Annotated in this window: 17 protein-coding genes and 3 pseudogenes; 10 read left to right on the top strand and 10 right to left on the bottom strand. The window is 70.0% G+C overall.

The genetic code is table 11. The features are described from left to right. Positions 1-801, top strand: a complete 801-nt coding sequence (locus tag OG852_RS00330; protein WP_133917870.1) for an SDR family NAD(P)-dependent oxidoreductase — start codon at positions 1-3, stop codon at positions 799-801. 471 nt (positions 802-1,272) lie between these two features. Next, the gene (locus OG852_RS00325) at positions 1,273-1,626 is read left to right on the top strand and encodes an RICIN domain-containing protein (protein WP_330351363.1); all 354 of its coding nucleotides are present in this window, start codon (positions 1,273-1,275) and stop codon (positions 1,624-1,626) included. A 518-nt stretch (positions 1,627-2,144) separates the two neighbouring features. Here OG852_RS00325 and OG852_RS00320 read toward each other — a convergent pair. After that, a complete protein-coding gene (locus OG852_RS00320; RefSeq protein ID WP_330346760.1) occupies positions 2,145-3,344 on the bottom strand; it encodes an acyltransferase family protein in 1,200 nt (399 codons plus the stop codon). A gap of 929 nt (positions 3,345-4,273) precedes the next feature. On the opposite strand from OG852_RS00320, the gene OG852_RS00315 reads away from it, so the two are divergent. From OG852_RS00315 to OG852_RS00305, 3 genes are all read left to right on the top strand, one after another. After that, a protein-coding gene (locus OG852_RS00315; protein WP_330346759.1) for an IS3 family transposase occupies positions 4,274-5,475 on the top strand; the annotation gives its coding sequence in 2 pieces (ribosomal slippage) (positions 4,274-4,565 and positions 4,565-5,475; 1,203 coding nt in all). A gap of 50 nt (positions 5,476-5,525) precedes the next feature. Further along, positions 5,526-5,825, top strand: coding sequence for a hypothetical protein (locus tag OG852_RS00310; RefSeq protein ID WP_330346758.1), 300 nt, complete (start codon positions 5,526-5,528; stop codon positions 5,823-5,825). A 326-nt stretch (positions 5,826-6,151) separates the two neighbouring features. Further along, positions 6,152-7,021 carry a DUF3592 domain-containing protein gene (locus tag OG852_RS00305; protein WP_166663802.1) on the top strand — a complete coding sequence of 290 codons (870 nt, stop codon included), beginning with the start codon at positions 6,152-6,154 and terminating at the stop codon, positions 7,019-7,021. A gap of 15 nt (positions 7,022-7,036) precedes the next feature. Here OG852_RS00305 and OG852_RS50795 read toward each other — a convergent pair. Next, positions 7,037-7,120: pseudogene (locus OG852_RS50795) on the bottom strand (DUF6233 domain-containing protein); the annotation flags it as partial. 489 nt (positions 7,121-7,609) lie between these two features. Between OG852_RS50795 and OG852_RS00300 the strand changes: the two are divergent. Next, on the top strand, positions 7,610-7,804 hold the full coding sequence (locus OG852_RS00300) for a hypothetical protein (RefSeq protein WP_208117398.1): 195 nt from the start codon (positions 7,610-7,612) through the stop codon (positions 7,802-7,804). 332 nt (positions 7,805-8,136) lie between these two features. Here the strand turns inward: OG852_RS00300 and OG852_RS00295 are convergent, their stop codons facing one another. The 3 genes from OG852_RS00295 to OG852_RS00285 form a co-directional block, all read right to left on the bottom strand. Next, positions 8,137-8,316 (bottom strand): hypothetical protein, encoded by a 180-nt coding sequence (locus tag OG852_RS00295; RefSeq protein ID WP_330346757.1) that lies wholly within the window; start codon positions 8,314-8,316, stop codon positions 8,137-8,139. 124 nt (positions 8,317-8,440) lie between these two features. Further along, a complete protein-coding gene (locus OG852_RS00290; protein WP_330346756.1) occupies positions 8,441-8,929 on the bottom strand; it encodes a hypothetical protein in 489 nt (162 codons plus the stop codon). Positions 8,930-9,544: 615 nt separating this feature from the next. Next, a complete protein-coding gene (locus tag OG852_RS00285; RefSeq protein ID WP_330346755.1) occupies positions 9,545-10,489 on the bottom strand; it encodes a ribosome-inactivating family protein in 945 nt (314 codons plus the stop codon). Between the two features lie 453 nt (positions 10,490-10,942). Here OG852_RS00285 and OG852_RS00280 point away from each other — a divergent pair. Further along, positions 10,943-11,092 (top strand): annotated as a pseudogene (locus OG852_RS00280) (LuxR C-terminal-related transcriptional regulator); the annotation flags it as partial. A gap of 259 nt (positions 11,093-11,351) precedes the next feature. Here the strand turns inward: OG852_RS00280 and OG852_RS00275 are convergent. Beyond that, a complete protein-coding gene (locus OG852_RS00275; protein ID WP_330346754.1) occupies positions 11,352-11,855 on the bottom strand; it encodes a MarR family winged helix-turn-helix transcriptional regulator in 504 nt (167 codons plus the stop codon). A 115-nt stretch (positions 11,856-11,970) separates the two neighbouring features. Between OG852_RS00275 and OG852_RS00270 the strand changes: the two genes are divergently transcribed. Both OG852_RS00270 and OG852_RS00265 read left to right on the top strand, forming a co-directional pair. Continuing rightward, positions 11,971-12,924 carry an SMP-30/gluconolactonase/LRE family protein gene (locus OG852_RS00270; RefSeq protein ID WP_330346753.1) on the top strand — a complete coding sequence of 318 codons (954 nt, stop codon included), beginning with the start codon at positions 11,971-11,973 and terminating at the stop codon, positions 12,922-12,924. Between the two features lie 35 nt (positions 12,925-12,959). Next, a complete protein-coding gene (locus OG852_RS00265; RefSeq protein ID WP_443064493.1) occupies positions 12,960-14,696 on the top strand; it encodes a helix-turn-helix domain-containing protein in 1,737 nt (578 codons plus the stop codon). Positions 14,697-14,780: 84 nt separating this feature from the next. Here the strand turns inward: OG852_RS00265 and OG852_RS00260 are convergent. Both OG852_RS00260 and OG852_RS00255 read right to left on the bottom strand, forming a co-directional pair. Continuing rightward, a pseudogene (locus OG852_RS00260) lies at positions 14,781-15,002 on the bottom strand (GNAT family N-acetyltransferase); the annotation flags it as partial. 810 nt (positions 15,003-15,812) lie between these two features. Further along, positions 15,813-16,556, bottom strand: coding sequence for an SDR family oxidoreductase (locus OG852_RS00255; protein ID WP_330346752.1), 744 nt, complete (start codon positions 16,554-16,556; stop codon positions 15,813-15,815). A gap of 104 nt (positions 16,557-16,660) precedes the next feature. Here OG852_RS00255 and OG852_RS00250 point away from each other — a divergent pair, with 104 nt between their 5' ends. Beyond that, positions 16,661-17,509: a LysR family transcriptional regulator gene (locus OG852_RS00250; RefSeq protein WP_133917863.1), complete on the top strand. Its 849-nt coding sequence runs from the start codon at positions 16,661-16,663 to the stop codon at positions 17,507-17,509. A gap of 192 nt (positions 17,510-17,701) precedes the next feature. Here OG852_RS00250 and tpg read toward each other — a convergent pair whose 3' ends face one another. Beyond that, on the bottom strand, positions 17,702-18,259 hold the full coding sequence (gene tpg, locus OG852_RS00245; RefSeq protein ID WP_330351362.1) for a telomere-protecting terminal protein Tpg: 558 nt from the start codon (positions 18,257-18,259) through the stop codon (positions 17,702-17,704). Between the two features lie 5 nt (positions 18,260-18,264). Then, positions 18,265-20,373 carry a telomere-associated protein Tap gene (gene tap, locus OG852_RS00240; RefSeq protein ID WP_330346751.1) on the bottom strand — a complete coding sequence of 703 codons (2,109 nt, stop codon included), beginning with the start codon at positions 20,371-20,373 and terminating at the stop codon, positions 18,265-18,267. Positions 20,374-20,400 lie beyond the last annotated feature (27 nt).

Here is a 20,400-nt window from a genome sequence, read left to right as displayed (position 1 = left end):
ATGAGCTCGCTCCACACCCGGAAGGTCGCCGTCGTCGGCGGCACCCGAGGCATCGGCGCCGCCGTCACCTCCACCTTCGTCCGTGCCGGGCACGACGTCCTGCTGACCGGGCGCCACGTCCCGGACGTCGTCCTGGAGAAGTTCCGTGCCGAGGCGACCCGCGAGGACCAAACCGTCGAGGCGCTCGCCCTCGACTCCGCCGCGCCCGACTCGGCCGAGTGGCTCGCCGAGGCAGCCTCCTCACTGCTCGGCGGCCTCGACGTGCTGTGCCTCAACGCGGGCATCTTCCCGAACAAGCCGCTGGCGGAGATGACGTACGCCGACATCCGTGAGGTGTTCGCGGTGAACGTGGAGAGCCAGATGCTGGCCGTCGCCGCGTGTCTGCCGCTGCTGCGCGGGTCGGCGGCGGGGCGGGTCGTGCTCACCTCATCGATCACCGGGCCCGTCACCGGTTTCCCGGGGTGGAGCCACTACGCCGCGAGCAAGGCGGCCCAACTCGGCTTCATGCGCACCGCGGCTCTGGAACTCGCCCCCTACGGGATCACCGTCAACGCGGTGGCCCCCGGGAACGTCGCGACAGAAGGCCTCGACAGCATGGGCGAGGAGTACCTCGCGCAGATGACGGCGACGATCCCGCTGGGCCGCTTGGCACGGCCCCAGGAGATCGCCGACGCGGTCGAGTTCCTCGCCGGCGAGCGGGCGTCGTTCGTCACGGGCCAGGTCATCACCGTCGACGGCGGCCAGACCCTGCCGGAGTCGCCGGAGGCGGTGCTGCCGGTCACGTCGACGGCACGAACCTGACCGGCCGCCGGTCGACTATCGGCCCTGTTCCCTTGCGACGGATCCTCCAACCAGGGCTGGCTGGAGACGCACTGACCGCGCTGGCTTAAGGGTCCGAGCCCACGGCTGGGCCGCGAGTGGTCAGGCTTCCCGGGCCGGCCTGGGCAGACCCGCGCCACCACCTTTCAGCACAGTCCCCGGCCTTGACTGGGTGTTCCCAACGGCATGGGCCTCATCCGAACGCGAGGAGATCCACATGCGTACCCGCATAAGACGTCGTCTTGCCGCAGCTCTGACCGGAGTGTTACTGGCGGCGGTCGGCCCGGCGATCGCCCACGCCCAACCGTCCAGCGACGAGGTGCCCGCACCGCCGGCACACCTACTGGACGTGGGCGATGACCGCTACGGGATCCAGAACTACAAGTCCCGCAAGTACCTGCAGCCCGCGGGCGGCGTCGTCACCAATGGCGCCAAGATCGTCCAGATGCCCGAATCCCTGGGCAGTGTGACGGCGACTTCGCGGAGACGCAGAACTGGTACGTCTTCAGCGCAGGCAGCAGCTACGTCAGCCTCAAGAACGACAACTCGGGCAGGAACCTCGGCATCGACGGCGCCAGCACCACGTCCGGGGCAGCGGCCATTCAGGCCAACGGATCCAGTGACCTCAACCAGGACTGGGAGCTCATCACCAAGACGTCCTACCCCGCCGGCTGGTACGCGCTGAAGAACCGCAAGAGCGGCCTGTGCCGGGGCATCTCGGGTGCCGGCACCGCCAACGGCGCGCAGGCGGCTCAATTCGCCTGCGACGACTCGGCCAACCAGCTGTGGAAGCCCGACGACCGCTGAACGAGCAGCCTCGAAGGCGTCCCTGCGCTCCATGCCGAGCACGATGCACACCCTGGGGCCGGCCTGACGCCTGAGCTACCCCCAGCAGCCGCCGAGGCGCCCCTGACTTTCCATGGCCAGGGGTGCCGCAGCCTGCCACCAGGCTGGATGCGACCCCACCTGCCGAACAGCCGCGCGCCAACGGCTCCACACCACCCTCCCCACGAACACCCCGCTCGCCTTGACCGAAGAGTGACTCCGGGCCCCATCTGCCCGCCGCCGGGCTCCGCGATACGGCCCGTCCGGGGGCATCCTGGTCCACGCCGCCGTGACTGCTGCACGTACAGCGCCGCTCCGGCGGACATGCGGGCAACGGTCGGACCCACATGCGGGCAACCTGCTGCTGACCGACACCGGCACGGTCAGTGGGCTCCGGAGCGAAGGCCGGCCAGGGGCGGTGCCGCCCACCCTCTTCGGCAGGCAAGTCATGGCAGGCCACCGCAGATTTGCACCAGGATGGACGACAGCCGCCGGGGGGCTCACGTACCAGCCCTGTCCCATCGCTCACTCTCGCTCGCGCGAGTCTCTTCCTCCGGAAGCCGCTGACGGACCGTAGTGCTCCTGTCGGTCCAGTAAGAACGACCGAGCGCGATCATGGATTTCCACGATCTGTTCTGCTTGAAAGGTACTTCGAAGAGCCGAGAAAACACCCATGCCCCGCATAGCGAGACCGGCAGAGCCAGGATCAGCGTGAAGCAGAACGTGGGCATGCCCGGCGCTACGAAATGCGGAGCCACTCGGCGAATGACTGCCATGACGATCGGCAGATGGATCAGGTAGAGGCTGTAGGAGAAGCCACCAAGACTCCGAACGGGACGCGCGGTCAGGAACCGTATCAGCATGGCCGGTCGGCCGGTGGCAACCGCAGCAAGCAACATCGTCATAGCGGGAGCGATGGCGAGATCTATCCAGAAGTAATGGTTCACCGTCCAAACCGGACCCTTGAAAACCCCCAGAGCCAGGACAGGCGCGGCGGCCAGGACTGCGAACCATCCCCATGGCAGACGTCGCACTCTGTCCGACGCCACGACGACACCTGCGCCTATCAAACCTGCCATGAATACGGGAGCGAGATGTGGAGCGAGCCAGTTGTCGCCCTCCACGGGGGTTCCGTCCGGTGCCGCCAGCCCGCGGGAGATCACCGGAAGTGTCACGCACGCGGCCAGGACCACCGCGCCCCACCGGCGCCGGATGAACAGGAGAAGGGGAAAGAAGAGATAGAGCTCGGCCTCCACTCCGATCGACCAGAATGCGCCGTTCGGTGTCGGTGCTGTGAAAATATCCTGAGCGAGGAGCCCGTACACCAGAATCGAGGCGTTGGTAGGTGGTCCGTAATGCGAAGCAGGCACCACGGACCAGGAAATGATCAGGCTCATGACGAGCGCCGCCCAATAAGGCGGAAGAATGCGCCAGGCGCGTCGACGCAGGAACTCCGCGACACCGCCCGACCACCAGCCATGGCGTGCCGGAGAAATTGCCAGGGAGAAGCCGGAAAGTACCAGGAAGAACACGACCGCAAGGCGCCCGAACATCAGCACGTCCAGCCACTGAGGCGCCGAACTGTCGGGGTAACCCGGGAATGTGTACAACCAGCAATGGAACAGCACCACATACAACGCGGCCAAGCCGCGGAGGCCATCCAGCCCCATCACCTGCCTAGGAGTCTGTGCTCTGTCCACCCCCGTCTCCTGCCCGGCTGAGGCTGCTAAGTCGAGAGCACTGTCGAGCGAACGGCTCGAATCCACTGAAATTGTTCAACCCTTTCCCTGGCCACCGTCGCACGCCGCCGATGCCACGGCGGTGCTTGCACGGTGGAACGAGCGACGGACGCCTGCCCGTTTCCCTGGTCATACGCCGGGCGGTACAGCACCCCCGCGTTGAACTGGTACGCGGCGTCCGGCTGAGGAGTTCAACGCACAAGCCGACATGATCCGTATCTCGCCATTTCGGAACAGTGTGGTAGGGGGTCTGGCATCCCCCACAGAGCACCCCGCGACAACCGAAGCCAGGAAGAGGGCGGGTCGATGGGCGGGGGAGCATGGTGCTCCCGCCGGCACGGCGGCCGCCACTGACCCGCATCCACTCCCTCGGGTGAGCGCCGCACGGCGGTAGCACCCCCATGGACGCTACCGGCGGCGCGTCACCCCCCCTCCCAGGGTGGCCCGCCGCCTCGTGCTACCGGCCGGCTCGGCCTTGCGGTAGCTGTCTGTAGGCGACGGTGGTGTCGGGGCAGGCTTCCGTCAGTTGGGACAAGGCGTGGCGTTGGGCCGGGCCGCGGGAAGCTGCCAGCGCGGTTTGGTGGCGACGCTCACGCGTCGGCGCACTCCCGGCGGAAGGCTGCGATCGGCAGTCACTTGGGTGGCCCTTGTCGCTCTTGGAGCGGTTGCAGTTGCCCGGACAGGCGCTCGTGGACCTGGACGAGATCGCGGAGCGGGATCTCGTCCGCCAGATCGGCTCCACCCGCCAATTCCGGTTCCGCCACCCGCTGGTGCGATCAGCGGTGTATCAGGGGTCGGGTGCTGGCTGGCGGATCGAGGCCCATGGGCCTTGACCCCTGATCTTGGACACACGAGACACTGGATCCTGAGGATCTGAGAACGGACATCTCGTGGTCATGAAGAACTATCCGCCGGAGTTCAAGGCGGATGCGGTCGCGCTGTACCAGTCGCGGCCCGAGGCGACGATCAGGCAGGTCGCTGCTGATCTGGGGATCAACCCTGAGACCCTGCGGAACTGGGTCCGGGCGGCTGGAGCGAGCCGGCCGCGGGGGCGGCGGGCGGAGGCGCCCGCGGAGCCGCCCACGCCGCTGGAGGCGGAGAACGCCGCTCTGCGGAAGAAGGTCCGTGAGCTGGAGGAGGAGCGCGAGATCCTGCGGAAGGCGGCGAAGTATTTCGCCGGGGAGACGCGCTGGTGAACCGCTTCCAGTTCGTCGCCGACCACCAGCGCCGTTACGGCGTGAAGCGGCTGTGCACCATCCTGGGCATCGCCCGCTCCAGCTTCTACTACTGGCGCCGGACCGCCGAGGTCCGCGCGGCCCGACAGGCAGCCGACGCCCGCCTGGCCGCACGGATACGAGCCGTGCACCGCGAGTCGGACGGCACCTACGGTGTCCCAAGGATCACCGCCGAACTCCGCGGGGACGGCGAGCGGGTCAACCACAAGCGCATTGCGCGCGTGATGCGGAGCATCAACCTGGCGGGAGTGCGGCTGCGACGCCGGCACCGCACCACGATCACGGACCCGGCTGCGGCGAAGGCACCGGACCTGATCGGCCGCGACTTCACCGCCAGTGAGCCGAACACCAAGTACGTCGGCGACATCACCTACCTCCCCGTGGACGGCGGGAAGTTCCTCTACCTGGCCACCGTCATCGACCTCGCCTCACGTCGCCTGGCCGGATGGGCCATCGCGGATCACATGCGAACCGGTCTCGTCATCGACGCCCTGGCCGCCGCCGAGCGGACCCGCGGCAGCCTCGCCGGGGCGGTCATGCACACCGACCACGGAGCCCAATACACCAGCCGGGCCTTCGCAGACGCCTGCCGCCAGGCCGGCATTCGCCAGTCCATGAGCGCGATCGGCTCCAGCGCGGACAACGCACTCGCCGAGTCCTTCAACGCGACGTTCAAACGCGAGACGCTCCAGGGCCGCAAGACCTGGTCCAGCGAGCGCGAGGCCCACCTCGACGCGTTCCGCTGGCTGCACCGCTACAACACCCGACGCCGTCATTCCAGCCTCGGACACCGCAGCCCGATCGCCTACGAAACCGCATCCCGAACAGCACCAACTACGCTGATACCAGCCGCATAGCCCGTGTCCAAGATTCGGGGTCAAGGCCCCATGGGCGGGCCGCAGACGGTTTGGCGCGGCGCGGCGCGCCACTGATCGCACGGGCCCTGCACGTCGAGCGATCGGCGCGGATCGGAGACGAACAGGCCGTCGACATCATGGTCCGGGCCGCCCGGCAGATGACGACGATCGCACCGGCCACCGCCGCGCACTGGGCCGCACAAGCCCTGCGGCTGCTCGGTGAGCAAAGCCGACTGAGGCCCGAACTGTGGCTCCAGCAGGCCGACGCGCTCGGTCTGGCCGGACGCCTGCGCGAGAGCAGGCTGCCGCCCGCGCCCGCTCCGCCGGCCGGTACACCGTGCAGGCCTTGAACGCCCTTGGTCGCCAGCCGTCGCGCAAACTTTGACAGCGGCCGCACCTCCTTGCGCTTCGGCGGCGGGGGTGCGGTCGGCGGTCTGCTGATCCAGCGCTTTGGCGGCCCACCCCCCGGCGCGTGGCCCGTGCGTCTCTTCGTTAGTCGGCCATGAAGACAGGCAGGGCGTCCGCGACCTCATCCGTGGGCCACGGAGATCGCCGGCCTGATCCGGAAGGCACAGGTGTGTGGTTCCACTGATGACTTCCGGTCCAAGCGATGGGGAAGGATTCCGCTGTGGCGGACAGAGCACGACGTCACGCGTGGCGAGGCGGGGGTCGATGGATGTCAGGAAACGCGGTATTGCTGTTGTTGGCCGCCGCCTTCGGAGCGTGGGCGCTGGTGCAGGCGGTCTGGTACGCGACCGGGTTCACCTCGGATCCGGTGGAGTACTCCGTCGACTCCCGGGTCGTGCAGGTCGATGTACCGCCTCCCGATACGGATCACAGGCACGGCCTGCCGGTGGCCGTGGCCTTCCAGGACCCCTCAAACGGGCAGGAACTGACGCTGCGAACGGCAGACGGCAAGAACGGCGCGCTGTACGCCGCCTGGGAGGGCATGCCGGTCTGGGTGCGTTTCCCGTCGGGGGAACCCTCCGCGTTCCGCGTCCAGACCCGGCCGGTCAGCCTGGGACAGCAGTTGGTCGGCGCGTTGTCGGCCGCGGTGCTCTGCGCGGCCGTCCTGCTCGTGCGTTTCACGACCGTCCAGCACCACAGCTACGGCTGGGCGCTGCTCGGCTTCGGCTATGGCCTGACCGTCCTCCTCGCGTGCGCATGCGTCGGCGCCGTCCGGCGGCAAGGACGTCGCCGGGCTCTGCTCGACGGTGCCCCGACCGTGACCGCCGAGGTCGTCTCCCTGATGCGCGAGGCCCATCACAACGAGGAGATCACCACCTACACGTACACCGCCGTCCTCGCCTTCACCACGCACGAGGGTCTGACGGTCACGGGTATCGGCCCCGCCGGCCTGACCCGCCACGACGACATCCCCGTCGGGACCCGGCTGTCCGTCCGCTACAGCCCCGAGGACCCCACGACCTTCGACTTCGCCCCGCCCCGCGGTCCCGACCCTCACCGCACGGTGATCGCGTGGATCGCCGTGACGATTGCCTGGGGAGCGATCGTCACGCTTTTCGGCATCCACGCGGTCATCTGATCAGTGACGACCTGGGTCGTAGTCGACGCCGTCGACCGGCCGCACGTGCTGCGGGGCTCGCACCCGCACCCGGTACTCCGCCGCCTCCACACCCCCGTCCGAGACGTTCCACCACTGCGGGACGGCTGATGGATCCGGTGCCGTGCCTCGGTACTCAGAGCACCCGGCCCGAGGGACGGCAGCTCCGGAATCTGTCCACAGGAAGATCGTTTTAGCGTCCTCGTCCGGCGTGGGTGTCCGCTTCAGGCGGCACCGTGACGCCCCACGCACACCCGGTACGAAGGGCGTTGGACGGCATGGCGCAGACGAAGTTCGACAAGCAGGTAGAGGAGACCGCCGAAGCGGTCGGCAACACCAGCCGAGCAGCGCCCCGCAATCCCCGCGCCGCCTGTCTCGGCGGAACTGGAGGAGGCCGCTGGCGGCCCGCAGACCGCCGCCCCGGACGACCAGGCACCGACCCCACCCGCCGAAGCGGAGACGCCCGCACACGCCGTTCTCCCCGCCCAGCCGGACGACGCCGCCGACCCGCCCGGCACCATCGCAGCGCCGTCGCCAGCGAACCGGGCCGGGGACATCGACGACCAGGCGGTGGGCCTGCGCGAGGCCGCCGAACACCACCTGCCGTACACCCTCGCCGCGCTGCGCTACGCCCGCGCCAACGACCGCACGTTCCCCGGCCCGGCCGGCAAGCGCGGCGCCGAACTCCTCTACCGCATCGGCGACCTTAAGCGCTGGGCACGCAACCGGCCCCGCGCCGCCTCCGGCACCGCCGACCTCGACTGACCGCCCCGCCCGCCCGCGGCCGCGAAAGGGGCCTGCGGTCCGGCCCGACCCCGTCGCCCTGACGAACACCCGGTGCCGAACGGGTAACCGACGGCAGCCACATGGGCAGACTCGTCGCACCGCTTGGCCGCCTTCGGGGCCGGCTCTGCTGCTGCGGTCGCTGCACCCGGACTGGTCTCCCATGGCGGTCAAGCCGGCACTGATGACCACCGCGACCACCAGGGACCACAAGGGCAGGCCGATCGCGCGCTCCAATGTCGACGGACCGGCCGCCCCGCTCGATTACGGCGCCGGACAGGTGGTCCGAACGCCGCCGACGACCCCGGTCTGGTCTACGACTCCACGTCCGCCGCCTGGACGTCGTTCAGGCGCGCCGTAGGCGACCAGCCGGTGACCGACGGCGGCGCGGACGCCTGCGTCACCGCCAGGAAGACCGATCCGAGCGACCTGAACACCCCGACGATCGCCGTGGGCGACCTCGCCGGCAAGCAGACCGTCACCCGCACGGTCACCACCATCACCACAGGACCGGCGTCTACACCGCCACGCTGCGGACACCGCCCGGCCACAAGGCGAACATCTCGCCGAGGAAGCTGGTCGTGCCCGCCGGTGGGTCGGCCACTTACAAGGTCACCTTCACCGCACCGACGCCGCCCACGGCGACTGGTCGTTCGGCCCGGTCACCTGGAGGGACGGGACCCACAAGGTCCGCGGCGCCGTCGCTCTGCGCGCCACCCGTCTGTCCGCGCCGGCCGGGATCACCGGCACGGGCGCCACCGGCTCTGCAACCCTCACCGCCCGGGCGGAGTGGAACGGCGTGCTCACCACCACTGTGAACGGCCTGTACACGGGCACGGTGAAGACCGGCACCCTGACCGGCACCGCCCCCGACTTCGCCCCCTCGCAGTCGCCGTTGCCGACCGCTGTGGCCAAGACAGAGGTCACCGTGTCCAAGGGGGCCGACCTCGCCCGCATCGCGATCCTGTCGTCGGACTTCCGCACCGACAGCACGTGGACCTGCGGGGGCTCGACAAGAACGGCAACCTGCTCTCCAACCCCACCAACGGGAACGACGAGCACGTCGGCCTCACCGAGCCCGGCACTTATGAGGTGTACGTCGTCCACTACACCCTGCCGAAGGGCGAAGGGCGTCACCGGCCACCCTGCTCACCTGGCTGATCGGAAAGGACACCGAGCCGGACCGGCCGACCACCCGTCGCACCCGCCGAGCAGCGAGTGAGCGCGGGCGCTGCCGTCAGGGCCACCGTCTCCTGGCGTGCTCTCCCGACCGGCCGGACCTACCTGGGGCTGGTCGAGTACGGGGACCGCACCAGGACCGTCGGCGGCACGCTACCGACAGTCACCTCGTCGCCCCGTGAGGAGGATCCTCGCTCGACCCCGGGCACGCGCGGCGAGCGCACGCGTGTCCGGTCCGCCACCCGTGGGGACGGGGCGGGTGCGGTGAACGACCCGGCCGCGGACTCGCCGACGTCACAGGAGACCGCGGCCGGGTCTCTTCTCCGATCCCTGTACACGGAGCCCGCCATGACCGTCGTACGCATCGCCGACCATCAGGCATGGGCATGGGTCCAGAGGCACTCTGCGGAGCTGATGACCGCAGGGTTCGGTCGCTGTCAGCTGCGGACGGTGAATGCGTCGACGATCACGCACTGACCGCCGGTCATCATGGCTTTGATGGTGTGTACCCCGGGCATGAGACCTGTCACCGAGTAGAGGTGGTCAGAGTTCGTCCTTGGGGTTGGGGTTGGGTCCGCTGTTGAGGGCGATCGCCAACAGGGCCGCGGCCTGGCGTGCGTCCGCGATGGTGGCCCCGGCGACGCTGGTGCTCGCGTCGTCGTCCGTGTGGTTGGTGCGGCCGACGAAGACATGGCTGACGCCGGCCCAGTCACGGATCAGGGAGATCTGCTGGTAGCTGTAGTTGGTCGCGATCCCGCTGTCGAGGGCGTTTGCGACGCGGTCGGCGAGGGTGCGGAATCGAGCCCCCTCCGAGATGCTGAAGATGAGGGTGAGCAGGGAACGGGCCTGGTTGGCGCGGGTCGAGTTGGGGTTGGCCAGGGCGCCGAGGGCCCCCGCCAAGGAGCCTGGTCCGATGTTGACGCTGGTCAGCGCCTGGTTCGCGACCCGGGAGAGAGCGTCGTAGCCTTCTCTGCCGACGAAGAAGTTGACGTCGGTGCTGGACTCGTTGGGGAGGCCGCTCGCGAGGTTGAGGACGTGGTTGTGGGGCGATCCAACCGTGTAAACCCGCACCACGTAGAGGTCACTGAGCCGCACCACGGCGTGCACGGCGGTGGAGAACTCCCCAGGGGCGCTGATCACGATGTCGGCGAAGCGGTTCGTCCTGGTGTTGTCCAGGATGGTGACGGTCACCCGGTTACCCCGCGTGTTGACGACTATGCCGCTTCGGCGCGCGTTGGCCGTGCTGCGGGCCAGTTCGTCCAGCTCGCTGAGCATCTGGCGGTAGGCCGCGGAGCCGCCGTCGATGTCCCAATGGATCTGCGGGAAGTTGACCTGCGCCACTTCCTGGGCGTCGATCTGGACGGCCTTGGTCGCGGGGGCCGCGCCGGCGGCGGCAAGGGAGGGGAGGCCGGACAGCGCGAGCGCGCCGACGGCAGCGCACGGAAGGATCGCCGAGAGGCCGAGGCGGCGCACGAGGCTGGAACGCATGGGTTGTTCCGATCATCGGGGGTCTGAAGAGACCGGGAGAGTTGCCCGGCCCGAGCCGGACACGGACGGCCCGACTCCACCGAGAATCTCCCGGGCGCGGTTGATCGACACCCCCCTTGACCAGGGCAATCAATCTCGTCCGCGTCGGTGAAGCCGGTCGTCACCCCCCGGTGGGCCCCGGCGCCACCCTCAGCAAGGCCCTCGCTTTCGAAGCCGGCATCCTGAAGCCAACGGCCTGCCCTGGGCCCGCGGCCCTACCCATCGCAAGGGCCGGACCTCCAGTTGGGGCCTTGACGGGGCTTCACGGTTGAGCGGTGCGGGGACACCTGCGGGCTCGGCGGGTGGTAACGCATCGTTGTCCGTAGGCATGGGTTCTGCGTCATGGGAGCTGAACGTGCTGCGGGCGACGAGCTTGATCACGAGGTGGATGCTCTCGCTCCTGGCAACGCTGTTCTCGTCGCCCGGGGCCGGTCGAACCAGGCCGTCGCCGGGCGCCTCCACCTCACCGGGGGAACGGTCAAGTCCCATCTCGCCAGGGTCTACGCCGAACTCGGTGTCGACTCACGCACCGCGGCCGTCGCCGCCGCCAACGCCCTAGCCTAAGACGGTGTCCTATGTGGTGATCGTTCGTTGGTCTGTCCATGGGGCGGGGTACGTGGAGTTGGATCACCCGCCGCAGGCACTCCGCCAACGGACACCTCAGCCCCGTCGACTACGAAACCAGCACCGGCAGGAGTCCGATAAGCTCACGCTGGCCGCATGACCACCCGAACGCGTGTCCCCTTCCACGGGGGAAGGCCCCCTCTTCAGCGTCGCTCAACAGGCCTCATCTCTCGCTGCTGGGTCGGACGTAACCCCGGCTTCAGCGTCTGCGCCAGGGCAGGCCGGCGGGATAGGCGTCTTCGTCCCCGGCCCGGGTGACGGCGTCGGTCACCGCCTCGCAGACGTCGGCGAACTGACGGATCTGTTCACGCGTGAGGTGATCGAAAACCGCCCGGCGGACAGCGGTGACATGGCCCGGTGCGGCGGTTGCGAGCAACCGGGCACCCTCGTCGGTGAGGGTGGCCAGCTGCCAGCGGGCGTCGGCGGGGTCTTCACGGCGGGTGACGCAGCCGGACTTCTCCAGCTTCGCGACCGTGTGGGAGAGGCGGCTGCGGGTGATCCGCAGAGCCTCGGCGAGCTCCGACATCCGCAGCGAACGCTCCGGCGCCTCGGACAGTCTGACCAGGACGGCGTAGTGCGCGTGCGGCAACCCCACCTCGGACTGGAGCTGCTGGTCGAGGAAGTCGTTGAGCAGGGCGGAGGCTTCCACGTACGCCCGCCAGGCTCGCTGCTCTTCTCGGTCCAGCCAGTCCGGGGTCTCCATGGGCTCAGCGTACTCGATGGTTTGAATTTTCACACAGCGCGCGTATGGTGGACATCGAATGGTTTGAAAATTAAAACCCTCTCCGATGTCCTCACCATGAACCGGAGAAGTACCCATGCACAAGCCCGCCGTGACGGCCGCCGCGATCGCCGCCCTCGTCACCTCGTCCGCCGTGGCTACCGCGCTCCCCGCCTCAGCCGCGACACCGCCAGTCTCCGCACCGCACGTCGTCGCCCATCTCGACCTGAAGGGAGGCCAGCAGCCGGAGAACATCACCCTGCTCCCGGACGGCTCGTCCGTGGTGACCTTCGCACTTTCCCGGCGGATCGCGCACATCACCACCGACGGCACGGTCCACGTCCTCGCCACCCTGCCCGCGCCCGCCGCGGGCTCGACCACCCCGGTCCTGACGTCCCCGTTCCTGGGCGGGATAGTGCGCGCCGCCGACGGCACCTTCTACTTCAACTACGCCACCGGCTCCGCCGACCTCACCGGCGTCTGGAAGCTGCGCCTCGGCCACACTCCGCACCGCATCGCCGCGCTCCCGGCCGACGGCCTGCCCAACGGCCTCGCCCTGGACAGCGGACACCTCTACGCAGCCGACTCGGTACGCGGCACCATCTGGCGCGTCCCCCTGCGTGGCGGCTCCGCCACCGCCTGGTCCGTCGGCACCGCACTCGCCCCGACCGGCGGCTTCCTCGGCGCCAACGGCATCAAGGTCCACCGGGGCGCGGTGTGGGTCTCCAACTCCGACCAGGGCACCGTGCTGCGCATCCCCGTCGGCCACCACGGCAAGGCGAGCAAGGCCCACGTCGTCGCCCGGGACCTGCCGGTGATCGACGACTTCGCCTTCACCGGCCGCGGCGACACCCTCCTCGCAGCCCTCGATCGCCCCAACGAGGTGGCCCTCGTCAAGGAGGACCGCACCCACACCATCGTCCTCAACGGCCAGGACGGACTGCAGAGCCCGACCTCCATCGCGGTACGCGGCAACACCTTCCTCGTCGCCAACGCCGCCTACAACACCAACAAGGACCCCAACCTGCTTCAGGCGAAGCTCACCCGCTGAGCTGGGTTTCCCCACGTGTATGGAGGTATGTGTCCGTGGGACGTCCGGAACGACCGCTGGATCCGACCGCCGGTCCCGTTCAGCGGCTCGCCCACGAGATGCGGAAGCTGCGCAGAGCCGCCGGAAGCCCCTCGTACCGAGTGATGGCGAAGGCGGTGGGTTTCTCGGCGAGCACCCTGTCCCAGGCCGCCGCCGGTGCGCGGATGCCGTCTCTCGTCGTCCTCCAGGGGTACGTACGCGCCTGCGGGGGCGATCCGGGGGAGTGGGAGGTGCGCTGGAAGGAGGCCGAGGCGGAGACGCACCAGGTCCCCGCCGAGGAGGTGGACGACGTGCCCGCGCCGTATCGCGGGCTCGCCCGGTTCGAGCCGGAGGACCGGCATTCATTCTTCGGGCGGGAACGCGTGGCCGACCGGGTCGGCGAGCTGGTACGCGGGCACCGGTTCGCGGTGTTGTTCGGGTCCTCCGGCAGCGGAAAGTCCTCGCTGCTGCGGGCCGGCTTGATCCCGCGGCTGCAGGAGGAGATTGCCGCGCGCGCCTGCCCGGTGACGCTGCGGATCCTGACTCCGGGGCCGACGCCCGCCACGACCTACGGCCACCTCCTCGCTCCGGCCGACGACGAGCCGGAGAGCTGGGTCGTGGTGGACCAGTTCGAGGAGGTCTTCACCCTCTGCCTCGATCCGCGGGAGCGCGCCCGTTTCCTGGACATGCTGCTCGCCGCCCGCGACCCCGCCGTCCGGCTGCGCGTGCTCGTCGCCGTACGCGCCGACTTCTACGCCCGCTGTGCCGAGCACCGGGGCCTGGCGGAGGCCCTGCGCGGCGCCGGGCTGCGGCTCGACCCGATGACGGCGGAGGAGCTGCAGAAGGCGGTGGTCGGACCGGCCCGGGCGGCCGGGTACATGGTCGAGCGGGCGCTGACGGCCCGCCTGGTCGATGAGACGCTGGACGAGCCCGGCGGACTGCCGATGCTCTCGCACGTCCTGCTGGAGACCTGGCGCCGCCGCAAGGGCCGCATGCTCACCCTCGCCGGCTACGAGGCAGCCGGCGGGGTGCACGGCGCGATCGCCGAGACCGCCGAGGAGGTCTACGGAGGTCTGTCACCGGACCAGGCCCGTGCCGCGCGGCATCTGGTGTTGCGGATGGTCGAACCGGGCCAGGGCACCCCCGACACCCGGCGCCCCCTCACCCGTGGCGAACTGGACGCGTGGGCCGACCTGGATGTACCGGTGGTGGTGGAGCGGCTGACCCGGGCCCGGCTGCTGACCGCCGACGAGGACATGGTGCAGCTCGCCCATGAGGCGCTCATCACCGGCTGGCCCCGGCTGCACGGCTGGATCGAGGAGGACCGCGAACGCCTGCGCCACCACCGGATGCTGGCGGACGCCGCCCGCACCTGGCGGGAGCACGACCGCGACCCGGGCGCCCTGTACCGGGGCACCCGGCTGGCCCGCGCCGAGGAACTCTTCCCGGACCACGGGAGCGACCCCGCGCTGACCGAGCCGGAGCGGGACTTCCTCACCGCCGCCCTGGACGTCCGCGAGGCGGAGCGCCGGGCCGCCGCCCGCATCAGCCGCAGGCACCGGATCCTCACCGTGGCGCTGTTCGCCGTCCTCGCCGTCACACTGCTGGCGGCCTTCGGCGGCTGGTACGAGTACGAAACCAACCAGCGCCAGCTTGACCCCGGCCGCAGTGTAGGTGTGGCAGACGGCGGACGTGATCTGGCCGGTGGTCATGCGTGTCGTGACGGGGATGCCGACGGAGCGGGCGAACTCTAGTGGCCAGTGTCTTGGCCGTGGCGCCGGGCGGCACCAGCACGTAGGCGACGGGCACGCTGTCGTCGCTGGCGTGGACGCGGCGGCCAGATTGTCCAACCCCAGCTCGACCAAGCGGAAGACGCGTCGGTAGCCGGCTCCGAGCAGAAGCGCTGCGGCCTCCTGTTTGGAGGCCGCGGCGTTCGCGCCGATCACTGCCGTCCAAGCAGTTCCATGCTGCCTGACAAGCTGGCGGATCCGCTGCTCGGCCCAGCTCAGCAGGGCTGAGCCAATGCCCTGGCCACGATGTTCGGGCAGGAGGTAACCGCGGTCATGAAACCAACCTCTCCGGGCTCACCCCCGCGGGTGCGGGGATCAGGTCATTTCCGCATTCGAGCCCTGGATATGGGATGGACCATCTCCGCGCGTGCGGAGAGCAGCGAGTGGAAGGCCCCCCCACCGCGGCGACAGCAAGAACGGCAATCCGTCAGGCAGACCCGCCTCGTCCAGCCACTCCTCCAGACCGTCTGGAAGCCCTTGAAGCCCTGACACGACAGACTCCGGCTGCACGACATCACGCGAAGTGAAATGCACTGTCCAAGCCGGCTCCCGCATACCTGGCGCCCTCTCCCCGTCTGAACACAACCCGCCTGGCGGAGCTGATGACCGCTTGTGCACGGCAGGTCAGTGACCGCCGCAGGTCTCCCAGCCAAGCCGGGCGCGACTGCCTCCCCGGCAAATCCGGCAAACGCGCCATCAGCGAAGAGCAGATGCATCAGCATGAAGGGCTGTCTCTTTCCCTCATGCCGGCTGCGCCGGGCGCACTGGCCGACGAGGTGGCCGCCCCCGGTCGCCAACCCGCGCGCACTCGCCCCTGAAGCGCTCAGCCACAGATGTGCCGCAGCTCGACAGTTGTCACCGGCGAAGCCGAACAGACTGGCAGAAAGGCCGGTCAAAGCAGCCTGGTTGTCAACTGCAAGGCAGGCTACTTGTCACAGACGCTCGGTGCCTTTTGATCCCTCACCTCGTGGTCCGTCGCCGCCGGCTCGAGCTCGACGGCCGTACCGACATGGCGTGACGGCGCCGGTCACGAAGACGCGCATGCGCCATCTCCCCGGGGCGGCGCGAGCCGGAAGCGCGTCACCAGGGCACCTCTCCCTCGTCGTCGAAGAAGCGGCCCGTCGGCCCGTCGGCCGATACGGTGGCCAGCCGGATCGCGGCGGCTGCGCCCTGCTGGGGAGTGCGCACTCCCAGGAAGCCGTTGAGGTCGGTCGCCGTGAAGCCGGGGCAGACGGCGTTGATCAGGATGTGGGTGTCGGCCAGCTCCTTGGCGTACTGCACGGTCACGGCGTTGAGGAACGTCTTCGACGGAGGGTAGGCGATGGCGATGGGGCCGATCTCGGCGCCAGGCGTGGTCTGGAGCGTGAGGGAGCCGACGCTGCTGGAGACGTTCACGATCCGCGGCGACGGCGAGCGGCGCAGCAGTGGCAGCAGGGCGTTGGTGACACGGATGACGCCGATCACGTTGGTCTCCACGGCCGCCCGTACCCGGTTCACGTCGACCGTGGTGGGCTCCTGTGGGCCGCCGCCGGTGATCCCCGCGTTGTTGACGAGCGCGTCGAGCCGCCCGGCCCGCTCCTCCATCAGCCGAGCCGCTGCTGTCACGCTCGCGTCGTCGGTCACATCCAGCGGCACGCCGAACGCATCGGCTCCGGCCGCGCGCAGCTTGTCCACAGCGGCTTCGCGCCGCTCCTCGTTCCGCGCGCCGATTCCGACGGACCAGCCGAGGGCGCCGAGCCCGGCGGCGATCTCGTACCCGATGCCCTTGTTGGCCCCGGTCACCAGCGCGACCTTGTGGTGGTTCACGGTGTTCGTCTCACTCATGACATCGATACTTCTCCCCCGCCGGGCAGGGCGTCCAAGACCGACTGGGTGGACGGCGATACCGCCCGGGTATCGCTCCTGGCCGGCACGGTTAGGCTGGCGGGGTGGAGACACGTGAGCTGCGGTACTTCGTCGCGGTCGCCGAAGAGCTGCACTTCGGCCGAGCCGCGCAGCGGCTCGGGATCGCCCAGCCCCCGCTGTCGCGGGCGATCGGCGGGCTCGAACGGCGCCTGGGTACCCTCCTGCTGGAGCGCGGCAGCCGGGGTGTCACCCTGACCGGGGCAGGGGCGGTGCTGCTGCGGGAGGCGCGGGCGGCGCTGGACGCCGTCGAGGCCGCCGAACGGCGCACCCGCCGGGCCGCCCTCGCCGCGACCGGCCGCCCCGCCGTGGTCCTGGCCGCGAAGGCGGGCGCCTCCGGTGAACTGCTGGCGAAACTCCTCGACGCCTACGCCGCCGAGCCCGGCGCCGTCGCCGTGGACGTCGTGCTGTGCGGGCCGGGCGAGCAGGCACGGTTGCTGCACGACGGCCGGGCCGACGTAGCCCTGCTGCATCGGCCGTTCGACGACACGGCCGGCCTCGACACCGAGGACCTGCACTCCGAGGGTCAGGTCGCGATCCTCCCGGCGGGCCACCCTCTCAGTGCCCGCCCCCACGTGCGGCTCGCCGAGGTCACCGACCTTCCCGACCTGCCCCTGCCCCGCTGGCCTCGCCCTGACGGCACCTTCCCGGACGGCCCCGGACCGCAGGTGCGCGACCACACGCAACTCACCCAGCTCATCGCCCTCGGCCGCGCCTGCGCGGTCGTCCCGGAGTCTGGCCGCACCGGCCTGCGCGAGGGCCTCACCGCCGTACCGGTCCCCAACGCCCCCCACGTCACCACGGTCATCGCCTGGCCCCCACACAGCCGCTCAACGGCGGTCGCGGGGCTGGTCCGCACCGCCACTGCCCTGTGACCGACGGCGGTGAACGCCGGGACACCGTGCTGGATCTCGGGGACAGCGTCCGGTCCGCCATCACCGGTGTTGGCGGAACCGCGCCCCTGGCACAACCAGGCTCCGACACAAAGTGACAACAAGCCTGCCTTGGTGACACCTATCGCGCCTCGGCTCAGACGAGCAGGTCCGGGCTCCCGGTCGCTGCCGGGGTCAGTAGTCGAGGTCGAGGTAGTCGATGTCGTTGAGGGTGACGTCGGAGAGTCCCAGGGCGCGGGCTCCGCCGTCTTGGAAGTAGATGTCTTTGAGTCCTTCGGCGATGATCTGGCGCATCTGCTCGTCGCCGGCGCCTGTGTCACGGGCGTTGAACAGGCGCTGTGCGTAGGTGGGGGGCAGGTGGACGGTGAGCCGTCGGAATCTTCCGTCGTCGGTGGTGCCGATGGGTGCGGTGTAGCCGAACCTGGCCCTCGTCTCCACCGTGATGCCCGTGGTGGTGGCGGCCTGCTTGCGGCGGCGTCTGCGTACCCGGGGCTGCCAGCGCGCCCGTACGGCCGCGTCGATTTGTTCGGCGATGGCGCGTGGCGGGTGTTTGCGTTCGCCCTTGCGGTAGCGCTCCACCGACCGCTGGCTGACCCCGATCTCCGCCGCGACGGCTTTGGTCGTCTTGAGCTGCTTCATCAGGAAGTTGATGCGTGCCTGGAGTGTCTTGGGCGGCTGGCGGGTGAAGCCCTCCCGGTCGGCGCGTTCGATGGCGTCGTCGATCTCTCCCACCACGCCTACTCGCCTTCCTCGAGGACGGCGTCGCCGCCTTTGATGTGGCGGGCCGGGTTGTAGCCCTGTTCCATGAGGTCGACCGCCCAGAGCATCGTCTGGACGCCTTCCAGCTTCGCCAGGCCGGGCGTGGGCCCGAGGCGAAACCCGCCGGGCTGCGGCTTGCCGGAGGCGGCGTAGGGGAGGAAGTCGAGCGGGCTGTCGCCGGGTGAGGGGTAGACGACGCAGTCGGAGAGCACGGCGAGCGGGTACAGGCCCGTCATCGTGGCCATGTTGCGCAGTTTGCGGTGCATGTTGACCCGGGCCTTGGAGATGACGGCGGCGCGGATGTCGGGCCGCCAGGTCGGCCGCTGAAGGGCCGGCCACCGCTCGCCCTCCTTGTACTTCCTGCCCTGGGGGCGTTCGCGGAGCTTGCCGATGCCGCCCTTGACCGTGGCCTTGATCGCGGCCAGCACCGCTGCCATGGCCGGGTCGACGTCCTTGTGCCGCTCCATCGCCGCCAGAAACTCCGCGTCCGTGAGCTCCTTGGTGACGCCGAGGTCGGCGAGGGTGTCGACGTAGGCGGCCTTGAGCCGGTCGTGCCACGGGTCCAGGTACGCGCCGGTCTCACGGCGCAGGTACCCCTCGACGGGCTGGACGTTGAAGCCGAGCTCCTGCGCGTAGGCGACGGTGTGTGTCTGGTACCAGGCCGGGCCGGTCGGCCGGGCGCCGTCCGGGGTGAAGGGCGAGGGCAGACGCGGGTCCACCTCGACGTGGGACAGGTCGACCAGCCAGCTTCCGGGGATCTTCGGGTTGAAGGCCGGAGCGTGGAAGTGGTCGGGGGCGGACAGGCCCACGACCAGGCGGGCCGCGGCGGCAAGGAACGCGGTGTTGAGGTCCAGACCGACCGCGTACGGCAGCGTGCACTCCTCATCGGTGAGCAGGCTGACGTCGCGCACCCACTGGTAGGCCTCCTCGTTCAGGAAGCCGCCGGTCCAGCCGCTGTCGACGACGACGGGGTGCTCGGGGGTGGCTTCCGGTGGCGCGGGGTCCATCGGCTCCGTGCCAAGGGAGCCGGGGTTGTGGCCGGGCACCCAGTTGCCGGTGGCGGGGTCCTGCACGGCGCGAGTGGGTGGCCGCAGCGCCGTCATTAGCTCAAGGCCCGATACGGCTGCGGAGCCGCGCGGGGTGATGACCCGCTGCGCGTACATACCCAGGACGCGGGCGACGTCGGCCGGCTCCATCTCGGCCACGTCGGGCCAGGACCGTTCATCGAGGGCGTCCCAGGTCAGGATCGCCAGCTGCACGCACTGCCGCTCACGTCCCTGGGCTTTGCGGTAGATCCTTGCCCAGGGTCCGAACCCGCGCTGGGTGAGCCGCCATTTCGCTTTCACCACCTGCTTGACCACCGGATGGTCTTCCGCAAGGCGCAGGGAGCGGCGTTGCTCGTGGCCTTCCAGGCGCTCGGGGAGGCCGAGTTTCACGGCGGCCGCGGCGGTGAGGACGATCAACGGGTCGCTGTCCTTGCCGTACCGGTTGAGCTTCGGCGCTCCGAGGCCTGACTCGCGCAGCGTCCACTCCACCAGCTCCACCACCGTGGTCGCCGGGCAGTCCAGCACGATCCCGTCCACGCCGTACGCGCAGCCGTCACCGTCCAGGACCGCGAGGGGCCCGTGCGGGAAGCGCGGGTCGGCCGCCGGCTGCGCCGCTTTCTTCGTGGCCGGACGCCGCGATGTCACAGCGGGCCGGATGGCGGGGCGCGCCGGCGCCGCAGCCGCAACGGCGGGAGCCTGCGGGACATCTGCCGTCTCCACCCTGGACGCGGCCGGTTCGGTGGACGCCGCGGGCGCCGTTGCACCAACCGAGGCTGCCGGAGCTGCGCCGGGGGCGGGGTACTTCGCCGCCCACCCGTTCAGCAGCCGCTGGTAGGCGTCCAGGCGCGGTGATTTCGGCTCGCTGCGGCCGTTCTCCCAGTTCTTCACCGACTGGGTCGTGGTCTTCAACGCGGTGGCGAGGCGGGCCTGGGTGATGCCGGCGGCCTCACGCAGCCGGGCACGCTCCGCCGGAGGCGGCAGACGCGGCTCCTCGTTCAGCAGAGCGTCGACGGACGCGAACAGCTCTTCCTCAGACGCCATGACCCTGCACCCTCACTCCAGGCAAGC

Source organism: Streptomyces sp. NBC_00582, assembly GCF_036345155.1.
Taxonomy (GTDB): Bacteria; Actinomycetota; Actinomycetes; order Streptomycetales; family Streptomycetaceae; genus Streptomyces.
The sequence above is the reverse complement of the archived record's forward strand: the minus strand, read 5'-3'. Positions and strand labels throughout refer to the sequence as shown.